General features: G+C 75.1%; 10 protein-coding genes. 5 read left to right on the top strand and 5 right to left on the bottom strand.

Features of this window, described 5'->3' with window-relative positions:
* Window positions 1-387: 387 nt before the first annotated feature.
* Together EF918_RS22795 and EF918_RS22785 are read right to left on the bottom strand one after the other, a co-directional pair.
* Complete coding sequence (locus tag EF918_RS22795) at window positions 388-1710, bottom strand: LCP family protein (RefSeq protein ID WP_260610515.1); 1323 nt, start codon at window positions 1708-1710, stop codon at window positions 388-390.
* 523 nt (window positions 1711-2233) lie between these two features.
* Window positions 2234-2986 (bottom strand): TIGR03089 family protein, encoded by a 753-nt coding sequence (locus tag EF918_RS22785; protein ID WP_125649840.1) that lies wholly within the window; start codon window positions 2984-2986, stop codon window positions 2234-2236.
* A gap of 150 nt (window positions 2987-3136) precedes the next feature.
* Between EF918_RS22785 and EF918_RS22780 the strand changes: the two genes are divergently transcribed.
* The 3 genes from EF918_RS22780 (at window position 3137) to EF918_RS22770 (ending at window position 6933) form a co-directional block, all read left to right on the top strand.
* Complete coding sequence (locus EF918_RS22780; RefSeq protein WP_125649836.1) at window positions 3137-4525, top strand: peptidoglycan recognition protein; 1389 nt, start codon at window positions 3137-3139, stop codon at window positions 4523-4525.
* 113 nt (window positions 4526-4638) lie between these two features.
* A complete protein-coding gene (locus EF918_RS22775; RefSeq protein ID WP_125649833.1) occupies window positions 4639-5640 on the top strand; it encodes a DNA-3-methyladenine glycosylase in 1002 nt (333 codons plus the stop codon).
* 60 nt (window positions 5641-5700) lie between these two features.
* Window positions 5701-6933 carry an acyltransferase gene (locus EF918_RS22770; protein WP_125649830.1) on the top strand — a complete coding sequence of 411 codons (1233 nt, stop codon included), beginning with the start codon at window positions 5701-5703 and terminating at the stop codon, window positions 6931-6933.
* Window positions 6934-7481: 548 nt separating this feature from the next.
* Here the strand turns inward: EF918_RS22770 and EF918_RS22765 are convergent.
* The 3 genes from EF918_RS22765 to EF918_RS22755 are packed head-to-tail and all read right to left on the bottom strand — an operon-like array spanning window position 7482 to window position 10313.
* On the bottom strand, window positions 7482-8774 hold the full coding sequence (locus EF918_RS22765; RefSeq protein ID WP_125649827.1) for a coenzyme F420-0:L-glutamate ligase: 1293 nt from the start codon (window positions 8772-8774) through the stop codon (window positions 7482-7484).
* Entirely contained in the window at window positions 8771-9754 is a 984-nt protein-coding gene (cofD, locus tag EF918_RS22760) for a 2-phospho-L-lactate transferase (protein ID WP_125649824.1), read from the bottom strand. The genes EF918_RS22765 and cofD overlap by 4 nt, the downstream gene beginning before the upstream one ends.
* Before the next feature lie 13 nt (window positions 9755-9767).
* Window positions 9768-10313 (bottom strand): cysteine dioxygenase family protein, encoded by a 546-nt coding sequence (locus tag EF918_RS22755; RefSeq protein ID WP_125649822.1) that lies wholly within the window; start codon window positions 10311-10313, stop codon window positions 9768-9770.
* A 679-nt stretch (window positions 10314-10992) separates the two neighbouring features.
* On the opposite strand from EF918_RS22755, the gene EF918_RS22745 reads away from it, so the two are divergent.
* Entirely contained in the window at window positions 10993-11256 is a 264-nt protein-coding gene (locus tag EF918_RS22745; protein ID WP_003983763.1) for a WhiB family transcriptional regulator, read from the top strand.
* A 250-nt stretch (window positions 11257-11506) separates the two neighbouring features.
* Window positions 11507-14498, top strand: a 2992-nt coding sequence (locus EF918_RS22740; RefSeq protein ID WP_148141254.1) for a glycosyltransferase family 2 protein, incomplete at its 3' end; no start/stop codon positions are given.

Below are 14498 nucleotides of genomic sequence, written 5' to 3'. Positions count from 1 at the left end.
CCGTTATAAGGGGAGTGGAATTTGTCACCAGCATGGTTTGCGGACGAACGGGGCGGATAAGGTGAGCGGTCCGGTCGCAATTCGTAATGGCCGGTGCGGGGGTTGAGCACCCACTGGTCTGCGGGGTCGATCTCTTCTGCTCGCCCACGGCTGTGCGCGTCCACGATTGCGTATGTCCTCCGTCGGTGCCTCGCGCGACGCCTCCCCCTCGGCTGCACGCTCAACGATCCGGCTGCTGGTGCACGGCTTTCGGCCTGCCGGGCACCGGACCGCTCACCTTATCCGCCCCGTTCGTCCGCAAACCATGCTGGTGACAAATTCCACTCCCCTTATAACGGGGCAAAACCGCCATCACACCCGGTTCGGGCTCCGGCTTTTGGGATTGCTTTACCGGCAGGTAGCGGTCCCGGCGGTGGTCCCCGTGAAGGTAGGGACGGGACTGGCCGGGGGAGTGGTTCCGTTTTCCCGCCCGTGGTCCTGGTCACCCGGCTCCTGGGAGCGTCCGCCCGGGGTCCGCTGCGCCACGGCGGGAGCCTGCGGCCGGGCCGGGACGACCGTGATCGGCTGGTCCAGGCGCAGTTGCCGGAACAGCTGCTCCGCTTCCGGTTCGAGGAGCTCGTCCCGGTTGGGATTGCCCGCGTACGGCTTGCGCGGCACCGTCAGGAACCGGATCTGGTCGGTCGGTATGTCCCGTGTGGTCCGCACCAGTTCGTACAGCGCCCGCAGCGACGCCAGCTCCGGGTCGGTGGCGATCGACGAGGTCGCCGCGTCCAGCAGCGGGTACAGCCGGGCCGGGTTGAGCAGCACCCCGTTGCTCTGGACCTTCTTCACCAGCGAGGCGAGGAACTGCTGCTGGCGCTCCATGCGTTCGGTGTCGCTGCCGTTGCCCAGGCTGTAGCGGGCCCGTACGAACCCCAGGGCCTGCTCGCCCTGGAGGGTCTGCCGGCCCGCGGGCAGCCGCAGCTTGGCCTCGGCGTCGTTCATGGGCGACTTCAGGCAGACCTCCACCCCGCCGACGGCGTCCACCATCTTCTTGAAGCCCCGGAAGTCCATCACCATGTGGTGGTCGATCCGGACCCCGGTCAGCGCCTCGACCGTACGGATCGTGCAGGCCGCCCCGCCCCACTGGAACGCCCAGTTGAACTGCCCGAACCGCTCCCCGGTCCGGGTGCCGTCGGCCCCCAGGCAGGGCGGGATCCGCGTCATCAGGTCCCGCGGCAGCGAGACCGCCGTCGCACTGCGCCGGTCCGCCGGCAGGTGGAGGAGGATCGTGGTGTCCGACCGCTGCGTGCCCTGGTCCTGGCCGTAGCGGGCGTTCTCCCTGCCCGAGCGCGAGTCCGAGCCGATCACCAGGATGTTCTGCGCCCCGCTGATCAGGTGCAGCGGGCGCTCCCGCTCGTAGCGCTCCAGCTCGGCCGCCGCGGAGGTGTCCTCGCGGATGTTGCCGTCGAGCTTCCGGTAGATCCACCAGCCGGTGGCCGCGCCCGCCAGGACCAGCAGCGCCATGCCCAGGCCGATCCAGCGCAGCAGCCTGCGCCGGCGGCCCCGGGAAGGCTTCGGTCCGCCTCCGGCCGCCCCGGTCCCGCCGGGTATGCCCGCGCTCTCGGTCACGTCCGCGTCCGTCCCTCGACCTCGCTCGACCTCGCTCGCCGATCCGGCCCGCTCACTCCTCGGGACTCGTCCCTGTGGGGCGCGATCCCCTCCGCCGATCCTGACCCCGGACCGGCGCGGAGGCCCGGGGTGAGGGGTCCTGCTAGGCCGTGCGGGTGACGGAGCCGGGCACGGGCCAGGCACCACAAGGCCGCCGGGCCGGCGCCCGCCGGCCGGGCCGGGCCGGCAGGTCCAGGGCGCCACCTGGCCCGGCCCGGCCTGGCCCGGCCCCGCGCGGCTCGGGCTGGCCTGGCCCGGCTCGGCCCGGCCTGGCCCGGCTCGGGCTGGCTCGGCTCGGCCTGGCCTGGCCCGGCTCGGGCTGGCTCGGCTCGGCCTGGCCTGGCCCGGCTCGGCTCGGCCTGGCCCGGCTCGGCCTGGCCTGGCTCGGCTCGGCTGGCTCGGCTCGGCCTGGCTCGGCTCGGCCCGGCTCGGCTCGGCTCGGCCCGGCCTGGCCCGGCTCGGGCTGGCTCGGCTCGGCTCGGCCTGGCCTGGCCTGGCCTAGCCTGGCCCGGCTCGGCCTGGCTCGGCCTGGCTCGGCTCGGCTCGGCCTGGCCCGGCCCGGCTCGGCCCGGCCCGTTCCCGCCTAGGGCAGGGTCCGGGTGACGCGCTCGCTCTCCACCCGCTGGGCCAGCCCCTCGGCCGACAGCTGTTCCAGGTGGCGGCACAGCACCACCGAGCCGCCCGTGGCCAGCGGCCCGAAGAGCCCCGCGGACAGGCCGTCCCAGGTGGCGTAGCCCTGCCCCGACAGCACCCGCTCGCCCGGCCCCAGGCCCAGTCGTGCCGCGTCCGCGCGGGCCCGCTCGACCAGCCCGGCGTACGACAGGGCCACGTCCCCCACCACCAGGCCGGGACCCTCGGGGTCCACCGGCACGAACGGCGCGAAGCGGTCGCCCTGCGAGGGCACCTCCACCGCGTAGTCGGCGAAGCCGGCCGGCGGCTGCGGGAAGCGGCCGCCCAGCGGCCGCAGCGCGAGCGCCATCCGCTCGCCCGAACAGGCCCGCGCCGCGTCCAGCGTGTCGGGCCCGCTGACCACGAGGTCGGCGTCGGCCGGGTCCCCGCCGATCTCCACGACGACACCCACGGAGGCGGCGGCCAGCAGCCACACCGCGCTCTGCCAGTGCGCCGGCAGCAGCAGGGCCAGCCGGTCGCCGGGGCCGGCGGCCAGGTCGCCCTGGAGGAGGTTGGCGGTCTTGGCCACCCAATTGGCGAAGGTGGCGACGGACAATTCGACGCGCTCGCCCGTCGCGTCGTCGTAGAAGGTCACGAGCGGACGGCCCGGATCAGCGGCGAGCGCGGATCGCAGCAGGTCGGCAGGGGTGCGGTCAGTGGCGTTCACCCGGCCCAGCGTACGCTGGGCCCTCCCGCGCCCGTCCCCCGTCCGGGCGCCGGCCCGTCGCCCGGACGGCGCAGACGCGGCCACCGCACCGGCCGACGCCCCGTCAGTTCCGGCTGGCGGGGCCCGGAAGCCGCGCCCAGCATCGTCTGCATGCGTGGATTCCTTGCTTCCTCGATCGGCGTCGCCGCGGCGACCGCGCTGGCGGTCCCGCTCGTGTTCGCCGTACCCGCCCTGGCCGAGTCCGCCCCCGAGACCCCCGCCGGCTCCACCCGGTCGCTGCCTCTGGTCCCGCTGGAACCGCAGGCGCAGGCGGCCCGGGGCAGCGCGGTACCCGTCCCCGGGACCTCCCGCCCCGAGCCCGAGACCCGCGGGCTGACGGCGCGTGAGGTCGAGAAGTTCTCGCTGGTCGGCGTCGTCTGGGACGACGCCGGCGCCGAACTGGCCGGCCGGGTCCAGGTCCGTACCCGCGACGCGCGCACGGCCCTGTGGTCCGACTGGCAGGACGTGGAGATCCACAACGCCGACCACGGCGCCGACCCGGACGCCGCCGAGCGCGGCTCCGGCCGGGTCCGCGGAGCCACGGCGCCCCTGTGGGTCGGCGAGTCGGACGGCGTCGAGGTACGGGTCACGGCCGAGCCGGGCACGGACCGCCCCGCGGGCCGGCTGCCGTCGGGGCTGCGCATCGAGCTGGTCGACCCCGGGGCGCCGACGGCCGTGCCGGGCGACGGCAAGAACGGCACGCAGCCGGACGGCGACGACAAGGGGGAGAACGCGGTCCCCGGCCTGTCGATGGCCGCGGCCGAGGCCTCCTCCGCGAACGTGCCGATGGCCCCCATGGGCGCCGACGAGATCAAGGCGCTCAACAAGGCCGATTCCACCGCCGACGCGGCCTACGCCGACGACGGCAACCCGGCCGCGGCGACCACCCCGTACATCGGGCCGCGGCCGCGGATCGTCACCCGCAAGGGGTGGGGCGCGGACGAGTCGCTGCGCGAGCCGGGTTTCGTCTACACCCAGACGGTGAAGGCGGCGTTCGTCCACCACAGCGCCTCCGGCAACAACTACGCCTGCAAGGACGCCCCGGCGGTGCTGCGGAGCCTGTACCGCTACCACGTGGTCAGCAGCGGCTGGCGGGACTTCGGCTACAACTTCGCCGTCGACAAGTGCGGGACGGTCTACGAGGGCCGGGCGGGCGGCGTCGCCAAGCCGGTGCTCGGCGCGCACACGATGGGCTTCAACACCGACAGCATGGGCGTGGTCGTCCTCGGCTCGTACGGCAGGACGGCCCCGCCGGCGGCGGCGCTGGACTCGGTGGCCCGGCTGACGGCGTGGAAGCTCGGCCTGTTCAACCGCGACCCGCGGGCGAAGACCAAGCTCACCTCGGCCGGCGGCAACCGCTACCCCAAGGGCCGATCGGTCTCGATGAACGTCATCTCGGGCCACCGCGACGGCTTCGCCACCGAATGCCCGGGCAAGCTGCTGTACGCGAAACTGCCCCCGACCCGCACGGCCTCGGCGAAGCTCCAGGGCAGGCCGTAGCGGCGCCGGCAGCCGGCGACGCCCGACGGCGGAGGCAGCGGCCGGCGAGGGACGGCGGCGGAGGCAGCGGGCCGGCGAGGGACGGCGGCGGAGGCGCGGGATAGTCTCGTGCCATGGCCGGTCGCTTCACCCCTCCTTCCCGGACCGCGGTGCGCGGCGGATGGACCGGCGTGGCCCGTGGTGCCGGGCAGCCCGCCGGGAACGGCGGCAGGACCCGCACCTGGGAGCCCGAAGGCCCCGTCGACCTGGGGCTCACGCTCGGGCCGCTGCGGCGCGGGCCGGGCGACCCGACCTTCCGCACGACCCCCGACGGCTCCGTCTGGCGCGCCACCCGCACCCCGCAGGGCCCCGGCACCCTCCGTGTCGCCGTGCACGACGGCCGGGTCACCGCCGAGGCCTGGGGGCCGGGCGCCGACTGGCTGTTGGAGGGCCTGCCCGCCCTGCTCGGCGCCGACGACGACCCGGCCGCCTTCGTCCCCCGCCACCGCCTGGTGCACGCCAGCCACCGCCGCCGCCCCGGCATGCGGCTGACCCGGACCGGCCTGGTCCTGGAATCGCTGATCCCGACGGTCCTGGAACAGAAGGTCACCACGGACGAGGCCTACCGCGCCTGGCGCCGCCTGGTCCGCCAGTACGGCGAACCCGCCCCGGGCCCGGCCGGCGGCACCGGCCTGTACGTGATGCCCGACCCGCGCACCTGGCTGACGATCCCCTCCTGGGACTGGCACCGGGCCGGGGTCGACACCAAGCGCTCCGGCACGATCCTGCGCGCGGTACGGGTCGGCGCACGGCTGGAGGAGGCGGCGGCCATGCCGCTGCCCGAGGCCGCCGCCCGGCTGGAGCTGGTCCCCGGCATCGGCCCGTGGACCTCCGCCGAGACCCTCCAGCGCAGCAACGGGGCCGCCGACGCCGTCACCACCGGGGACCTGCACCTGCCGGGCGTCATCGGCTACGCCCTGGCGGGCAACCGCGACGCCGACGACGACGAGATGCTGGCCCTGCTCGCCCCGTACGCCGGCCAGCGCCACCGCGCGGCCCGGCTGATCCTGCTGGCCGGTCCCACCCCGCCGCGCCGGGCGCCGAAGATGCGCAGGACGGACATCGCCCGCTGGTGATCGCCCCGGGGTACCGTTCTCCGATCATTGGACAGGTACCTGACAGGATGGCGACGACACATGACCGCGAGACCCGCCACGAGCACGGTCCCGGCACCGGCCACGGAACCGGCCCAGGCCGCGGGCGCCGCAGCGGGCTCGGCCCCGGCCCCGGGCTCGGCACCGGCGGGGTCCCCCCGCCTGGCCGCCCTGGACGGCGTCCGCGTGCTCGCCGCACTCGCGGTGCTCTGCTACCACTACATGGCCCTGGAGAGCGCCTGGGGCGAGCCCGCGGCCGGCGTCTTCCCGGCCGCGAGCCGGGGCGCGGCCTACGGCTGGCTCGGCGTGGAGATGTTCTTCCTCGTCAGCGGCTTCGTGATCTGCATGAGCGCGTGGGGCCGTACGGTCGGCGAATTCGCGGTCTCCCGCGTCTCGCGGCTCTTCCCCGCCTACTGGGTGGCCGTGCTCTTCACCGGCGCGGTGCTGACCCTGTGGCCCGAGGTACGGGCCGTGAAGCTCACCGACGTCGTCGTGAACCTCTCCATGCTCCAGGCCGGCGTGGAGGTGCCGCACGTCGACGACGTGTACTGGACGCTGTTCGTGGAGCTGAAGTTCTACGCGCTGTTCGCGCTGGTCGTGCTGCGCGGGGTCACGTACCGCAACTGCGTGTTCTTCTGCGCGCTGTGGACCCTGGCCGCGATCGTGGCCCCGACTGCCGACAGCGGGGTGCTGTACTTCTTCGCGGTGCCGTCCTACGCGCCGTACTTCATCGCGGGCACCGCCTTCCACCTGATGCGCCGGTTCCGGCCCAACGCCGTGCTCTGGGCGGTCGTGGGCGTGCAGTTCCTCCTGGCCCAGGCCTATGTCCGCGACCGGATGATCACCAACCTGGGGAGGGCCACGGCCGAGCAGCTGCCGGCGTGGCCGGCGCACCTGGTCATCACGGCCGGGTTCCTCGTCATGGCGGGCATGGCGCTGGGCGCCTTCGACCGGATCCAGTGGCGCTGGCTCCGCCCCGCGGGCGCCCTGACGTACCCGCTCTACCTGATCCACATGCTGGCGGGCATCACCGCCATCCACCACTTCCGCGACCGCCTGCCCCCGGTCCCCCTGGTCCTGACGGTCACCACGGCCATGCTGGCGGTCGCCTGGCTGATCCACCACCTGGCAGAACGCCCCCTGACCCCCCGCCTCCGCAAGAGCCTCCACCGAGGCATACAAGAAATCCGCCGCGACACCACCCCTTCCGGCTCCGCCGGGGGCACGCCTTCCGGCTTCGCCGGGAGCGCCCCTTCCAGCCCCGCCGGCGTTTGAGGCGCGGGGTCCGGGGCGGAGCCCCGAAACCCCCGACCGGCCCAGGCAGTGGCACCCGGCCCAGGCACGGCCACCCGTCCAGGGCCCGGCCTTGGCAGTGGTACCCGGCCCGGGCACGGTCACGGCGTCCAGGGCCCGGCCTTGGCAGTGGTACCCGGCCCGGGCACGGGCACGGCGTCCAGGGCCCGGCCTTGGCAGTGGTACCCGGCCCGGGCACGGTCACGGCGTCCAGGGCCCGGCCTTGGCAGTGGTACCCGGCCCGGGCACGGTCACGGCGTCCAGGGCCCGGCCTTGGCAGTGGTACCCGGCCCGGGCACGGTCACGGCGTCCAGGGCCCGGCCTTGGCAGTGGTACCCGGCCCGGGCACGGGCACGGCGTCCAGGGCCCGGCCCAGGCAGTGGCACCCGGCCCAGGTACGGCCACGGCGTCCAGGGCCCGGCCTTGGCAGTGGTACCCGGCCCGGGCACGGTCACGGCGTCCAGGGCCCGGCCTTGGCAGTGGGACCCGGCCCGGCCAAGGCCACGGCCGGCCCCGCCCAGGCCTTGGCGTCAGCGGACCTCGATGAAGTCCTCCGGCTCACGCCCGGCCCGGGCCTTGGCCGGCTCGGCCGGGTGGCCGATCGCCACCGCGCCCATCGGGTCCCACCCGGCCGGCAGCCCCAGCACCTCCCGCACCACGTCCCGGCAGAACATCGTCGACGACACCCACGCCGACCCCAGCCGCTCCCCGGCCAGCGCGACCAGGAAGTTCTGCACCCCGGCCCCCATGGCGACCACGAACATCTCCCGCTCGGCGGCGTCCCGCCGCTCGTGCCCGTAGTGGTGCGCCCCGTCCGTCACCAGGCACGGCACGACCAGGTACGGCGCGTTGCGCAGCACGTCGCCGCGGCGCACCCGCTTCGCGATCGACTCCTCCGACCTGCCGTCGCCCCGCAGGTCCGCGACCCACGCGTCGCGCATCGCGTCCAGCAGGCGTACCCGCGACTCCTGCGACTCCAGCAGCACGAACCGCCACGGCGTGGTGTGGTGCGGCGCCGGCGCCGTCACGGCCGCCGCCACCGCGCGGCGTACCGCGCCGGGGTCCACGGGGTCCGCGGTGAAGGACCGGACGGTCCGCCGCTGCGTGACCGCCTCCCGCACCGCCTCCGAGGTGCCCAGCCGGAACATGTCGAATTCCGGGGCCCGCACCAGTTCCCGCGCCGCGCCCTCGCCCCGTACGTGGGGCAGCCCGCGTACCACTGCCACCGGCAGCCCGGCCACCTTGCCCTTGACGAGGTCCCCGGCCGCGGCGAGTTCGTCGGCGGTGGCCACCACGGTCACGTTCATCGGATTGCCGTGGCTGTCCGTCCCGCCCCGCAGGTCGTCCAGCACCCGTACGCCGGCCGCGCCGATCGCCACGTCGGTCAGCCCGGCCCGCCAGGGCCGCCCGAACGTGTCCGTGACGATCACGCCGACGTCCACCGACAGCAGCTCCGCCAGCCGCGCGCGCAGCGCCGCGGCCGAGGCGTCGGGGTCCTGCGGCAGCAGCAGCACGGTGCCGGCCGCCGTGTTGGACGCGTCCACCCCTGCCGCCGCCATCACCAGCCCGTGCCGGTTCTCCACGATCCGCAGCGTGCCCCGGCGCGCGACCACCCGTACGGTCTCGGCGTCGATCGCCGCGTCCCGCGTGTCGGCCGCGACGATCCGGCCCTCCGCCTTGGAGACGATCTTGGAGGTGACCAGCAGCACGTCCCCGTCCCGCAGGTCCGGGGCGGCCTCCGCGATCAGCTTCGCCAGGTCGTCGCCCGGGCGGACCTCGGGGATCCCGGGGACCGCCCGTACCTCGTACGCGGGCGTGGTCACCGGGCGTCCTCCGCTCCGGTGTCCCGCGGCCGCACCGCCTGCGCCAGCTCCAGCGCGGCCCGCGCCATCGCCGCGGTGGCCTCGACGTCCGTCATCATCAGCGGCACGGCCCGGCAGGGGATCCCGGCGGCCTCCACCTCCGCGACCGCCTCGGCGTCCGCGCTGTCCACCAGCCAGCCGTCCAGCAGCTCGCCGCCGTAGTGGCGGGCGACCGCCGCGGCCGTCGTCTCCACGCCCACGGCCGCCAGCACCTTGTCGGCCATGCCGCGCACCGGCGCCCCGCCCACGATGGGGGACAGGCCGACCACGGGCGCCGCGGCGGCGGCCACGGCCTCGCGGATCCCGGGCACCGCCAGGATGGTGCCGACGGAGACCACCGGGTTGGACGGCGGGAAGAGGATGACGTCGGCCGCGGCGAGGGCCTCCAGCACGCCGGGTGCGGGCCGGGCCTGCTCGGCGCCGACGGGGACGACGGCCTCGGCGTCCACCGAGGCGCGCAGCTTGACCCAGTACTCCTGGAAGTGGACGACCCGCTTCTCCCCGTCCAGGGTGACCGCGACATGGGTCTCGACCCGGTCGTCGCTCATCGGCAGCAGCCGTACCCCCGGCTGCCAGCGGTCGCACAGCGCCTCGGTGACGGCGCTCAGCGGGTAGCCCGCGGAGATCATCTGCGTACGGACGATATGGGTGGCGAAGTCGCGGTCGCCGAGGCCGAACCACTCGGGCCCGACCCCGTACGCCGCGAGCTCCTCCTTGACGGTGAAGGACTCGTCGGTACGGCCCCAGCCCTGCTCCTCGTTGATGCCGCCGCCGAGCGTGTACATCACGGTGTCCAGGTCGGGGCAGACCTTCAGCCCGAACAGGTGAATGTCGTCACCGGTGTTGCCGATGACCGTGATGTCCGCGTCGGGCGCTGCCGACTTCAGTCCACGGAGGAAACGGGCGCCGCCGATACCGCCGGCCAGAACAACAATGCGCATGCACCGCAGTCTGTCAGGCCACGTCGACGCCCACGGAGGCGCGGTGCGTCGGGGTGCAGTGGTGGGCCGCCGCCCCGGCCTGCGCGACGACCCGGTCCGCCGCGTGCATCGGCATCTCCGTCAGGCCCGGGAAGTACACGTGCAGGCTGACCGCCCCGTCGAGGGAGTCGTTGGCGACGTCGTGGGCGTAGCCGGGGGCGAACACCCGCTGGGCGCCCGCGCGCAGGGTGAGCGGGCCGCGGGCGGAGTGCTCGGTCAGCTCGCCGTCGAGCACGGTGAGCACCCCGGAGGACGGGCCGTGGTCGTGCCGTCCGCTGCCCTGGCCGGGGACCCAGCTCAGCAGCCACACCTCGTAGCCGGGGCCGGTGCGCAGCCGGTGGTACCAGCGGGTGGTGGCGTCGTAGCGGACCAGGTGCTCCCACTGGCTGCGGTCCTCGGCGATGGAGCGGGCGAGGCCGACGAACTCGGCGACGGTGGCCGGGTGCTCGCGGGCGGGCTGGAGCAGGTGCTGCACGGAGAGGATGTCGCCGGCGATCTGGAGGTCGCTGTCGCTGTTCATCGTGGGGGGTTCCTCGGATGTCAGTACGTCGTCCGCGGGAGCGGGGCGCGGTACGCGGGACGTACGGGCGGGGCGCTTGCTGGGGGGCGAGCCGGGGCACTGGACGGAGCCGAACGCTCCGCAGGCATCAACAGCTGCAACAGCAACAGCGACCCTGGGCAGCACGCAGGAACCCACGAATGGGCGTCCGGGTGGCGGCTGCGGTCACTGACATGGGAACAAGGAGACCGGCTCCGGGGTCCGGGTGTCAACTTGACGTCCACCCTGCGGGAAAACTTTCACCTCTTCCGGTATCTCCGCCTGGAGAAAGGTTTGTTCATCCGGGCCGCGGGCACCCGCGCTCACACACCGCAGCATCACCGTTGTCGTCCCGTGACCGGAATGTGATCTGGCTCGCTTCTGTGGCCGAATCGCAACCCCACCGCGGAGTGACACGTCGGGTACGGGCGAGGGCGTCACCCGGCACACCCTGGGAGCGTGCGCATGGCATGTGTCACGATTTTTGGCGATATGAACACTTTCTGTATACGCTTGGTTCCGCAGAGTGAATAAGGGGCCCAATAGCAGATCTCGGCTTGACTGCCCCAGATCGCCGCATTTGTAATTTCACTCGTGTCGTTTCCGGTTCTGGCCGTAACGACACCATCACGGGGACGCACAGACAGAGCGAGGGGCGCACATGACCGAGCTGTTTCAGGAACTGCTGGTCGAGGAGGCGGACGAAGAGCTCGGTTGGCAGGAACGGGCGCTGTGCGCCCAGACCGACCCCGAGTCCTTCTTCCCCGAGAAGGGCGGCTCCACCCGGGAGGCGAAGAAGGTGTGCCTCGCGTGCGAGGTCCGCTCCGAATGCCTCGAATACGCCCTCGCCAACGACGAGCGCTTCGGCATCTGGGGCGGTCTGTCCGAGCGGGAACGACGCCGACTGAAGAAGGCCGCCGTCTGAATGCGAAGCCCCGCCGGCTGAACATCCGACGACGCGTTCGAGGACGGATACCGCGGCACTCCGCACCGCATCCGTACATACGTAGCAGAGCAAACGGTCCGCCTCCTGCCCCTCCCCCGCAGGAGGCGGACCGCCGTTGTTCCAGCCGTTAATGTGGGGCGCCAGTCCAGCAGCCTCCGCGGGCGGCAGCGCCCCGGAACCCCCCGGCCCCCGTCCGGAGGGACCCCCACGCCGGAGGGCCCGTACCGCGATGTCCCCGCACAGCCACTCGACGGCCCCGCACACGACGGCCACCACCCCCGCGTTCCCCCGGCACGTCGTCACCGCCGTCCTCGTCGCCCACGACGGCGCCCGCTGGCTGCCCCGGGCCCTCGCCGGACTCCTCGGCCAGGAACGCCCCGCCCAGAACATCGTCGCCGCCGACACCGGCAGTGCCGACGCCTCCGCCCGGCTCCTCACCGAGGCCCTCGGCGACGACCACGTCCTGCACCTGGCCCGCCGCACCGGCTTCGGCACCGCCGTCGACGAGGCCGCCCGCGCCGCCGGCACCCTCACCCCCGAGGACCTGCCCTACCTCAAGCGGCCCAGCGGCTGGGACCCCGTCAGCCGCACCTGGCGCGACGACACCTACGACCTGCCCGAGCTCCCCCACGGCGAACCCGTCCAGTGGCTCTGGCTGCTCCACGACGACTGCGCCCCCGAACCCGACGCCCTCACCGAACTCCTGCGCGTCGCCGACGAGAACGAGGACGCCGCCGTCATCGGCCCCAAGCTGCGCGGCTGGTACGACGCCAAGCAGCTCCTGGAGGTCGGCGTCAGCATCGCCCGCAGCGGCCGCCGCTGGACCGGCCTCGACCGCCGCGAACAGGACCAGGGCCAGCACGACCAGGTCCGCCCCGTCCTGTCCGTCTCCACCGCCGGCATGCTGATCCGCCGCGACGTTTACGACGCCCTCGGCGGCTTCGACCGCCGGCTGCCCCTCATGCGCGACGACGTCGACCTGTGCTGGCGCGCCCACCAGGCCGGCCACACCGTCCTCGTCGCCCCCGACGCCGTCCTGCGCCACGCCGAGGCCGCCGCCCGCGAACGCCGCACCGTCGACTGCGTCGGCCGCACCCCGGCCAGCCCCCACCGCGTCGACAAGGCCGGCGCCGTCCACACCCTGCTCGCCGGCGTCTCCGCCCGCGCCCTGCCCTACGTCCTGCTCCGCCTGGTCCTCGGCACCCTGCTGCGCAGCCTCGGCCACCTCCTGGCCAAGGCCCCCGGCCAGGCCGTCGACGAACTCACCGGCCTGCTCGCCACCCTGCTGCGCCCCGGCCGGATCCTCGCCGCCCGCCGGCGCCGCGGCCGGCCCGCCGTCCCGCCCGGGGAACTGCGCGCCCTCTTCCCCCCGCCCGGCGCCACCGTCCGCGCCGGCCTCGAACAGCTCGCCGCCCACCTCGGCGCCGGCCGCGCCGCCGAACCGGCCACCGCCGGCCGGCACGGCGGCGCCGTCGAGTCCGGTCCCGGCGCCGAGGACGCCGACTTCCTGGAGGTCGAGCAGTTCGCCCGGCTCCGGCGGATCGCCCGCCGGCCCGCCCCCGTCCTCTTCGCCCTGCTGCTCCTGGTCTCCGTCCTCGCCTGCCGCGCCCTGCTCGCCGGCGGCTCCCTCATGGGCGGCGCCCTGCTGCCCGCCCCCGGCAGCGGCGCCGCGCTCTGGCACGCGTACGTCGACGACTGGCACCCCGTCGGCACCGGCAGCACCGCCGACGCCCCGCCCTACCTCGCCGTCCTCGGCGCCCTGGCCACCCTGCTGCTCGGCTCCACCGAGACCGCCCTGACCCTGCTGCTGGTCTGCTCGGTCCCGCTCGCCGGCCTCACCGCCTACGCCGCCTCCCGCCCCCTGGTCGAGTCCCGGCTGCTGCGCGCCTGGGCGGCCGTCGCCTACGCCTTCCTGCCCGCCGCCACCGGAGCCCTGGCCGGCGGCCGGCTGGGCACCGCCGTGCTCGCCGTGCTGCTGCCGCCGCTCGCCCGCGCCGCCGTCGCCGCCCACCGGCTCGACAGGCCGGACGGGCCCGACGACCCCGGCACCGCCGCGGGCGGCTGGCGGGCCGTGTGGACGTACGCCCTGCTGCTCACCCTGGCCACCGCCTTCACCCCGGCCGTATGGCCGCTCGCCGTCGTGCTGGGCCTGGCCGTGCTCGCCGTACGCCGCGCCGCCTGGAAGACGTACGCCCCCCGGCTGCTGGCCGCCGCGCTCACCCCGCTCGCCGTGCTCGCCCCCTGGTCGCTGGGCCTCCTCGCGCACCCCGGCCGCCTGCTGCACGAGGCCGGACTGCCCTACGGCGCCGGCTCCGCCGACGCCCTCGGCCTGCTCACCGCGAACCCCGGCGGCCCCGGCACCCTGGGCCTGCCCCTGCTGGCCGGCGTCCTGCTCGCCGCGCTGGCGGCACTGCTGCGCACCGAGCGCCGCGCCGCCGTCGGCACCGCCTGGGCCGTCGCCCTCGTGGCCCTGGTCCTGGCCGTCGTCCTGAACGGCAGCGACGCCTGGGCCGGACCCGCCCTCCTCGTGTACGGGCTCGCCCTGCTCGCCGCCGCCCTGGTCGGCGCCGACGGGGCCCGGCACCGCCTGGCCGAGCACGGCTTCGGCTGGCGCCAGCCCGTCGCCGCGCTGATCGCGCTCACCGCCGCGGCGGGCCCGCTGGTCGCCGCCGCCGGCTGGGTGCTCGCTGGCGCCGACGGACCGCTGGAGCGGCGCGACCCCGTCCAGGTCCCGGCGTTCGTCGCCGAGGAGAGCGGCACCCGCGACCAGGCCCGCACCCTCGTCCTCGGCGGCAGCACCCCCGGCGAGGTCTCCTACGCCCTGGTCCGCGGCTCGGGCGGGCGGCTCGGCGACGCCGAGACCGCCGCCGCCACCGGCAGCGACCCCCGCCTCGACAAGGTCGTCTCCAGCCTGGTCGCCGGCTCCGGCGCCGACCAGACCGGCCAGCTCGGCGGCTTCGCCATCCGCTACGTCCTCGTCCGCGACAGCGCCCCCGCCCGGCTCGGCCGGGTCCTGGACGCCACCCCCGGCCTGAGCCGGATGAGCCGGCTCGACGGCAGCGCGCTGTGGCAGGTCGACCGCCAGGTCGCCCGCGTCGTCATCGTCCCCGGCAAGGCGGGCGAGGCCCCGATCCCGGTGGCCTCCGGCCCCGTCGAGGTGCACACCACCCTCCCGGCCGGCGACCCGGACCGGACCCTGCGCATCGCCGACCGGGCCGCCC

The organism is Streptomyces sp. WAC06614, assembly GCF_003949795.1.
In the GTDB taxonomy this organism is placed as follows: domain Bacteria; phylum Actinomycetota; class Actinomycetes; order Streptomycetales; family Streptomycetaceae; genus Streptomyces.
The sequence above is the reverse complement of the archived record's forward strand: the minus strand, read 5'-3'. Positions and strand labels throughout refer to the sequence as shown.

Bases quoted from the DNA above. Each gene is read 5' to 3' on its own strand.
- EF918_RS22770 (WP_125649830.1), top strand. From the start codon at position 5,701: ATGACCGCGAGACCCGCCACGAGCACGGTCCCGGCACCGGCCACGGAA.
- EF918_RS22745 (WP_003983763.1), top strand. From the start codon at position 10,993: ATGACCGAGCTGTTTCAGGAACTGCTGGTCGAGGAGGCGGACGAAGAG.
- cofD (WP_125649824.1), bottom strand. From the start codon at position 9,754: ATGCGCATTGTTGTTCTGGCCGGCGGTATCGGCGGCGCCCGTTTCCTC.
- EF918_RS22755 (WP_125649822.1), bottom strand. From the start codon at position 10,313: ATGAACAGCGACAGCGACCTCCAGATCGCCGGCGACATCCTCTCCGTG.
- EF918_RS22780 (WP_125649836.1), top strand. From the start codon at position 3,137: ATGCGTGGATTCCTTGCTTCCTCGATCGGCGTCGCCGCGGCGACCGCG.
- EF918_RS22775 (WP_125649833.1), top strand. From the start codon at position 4,639: ATGGCCGGTCGCTTCACCCCTCCTTCCCGGACCGCGGTGCGCGGCGGA.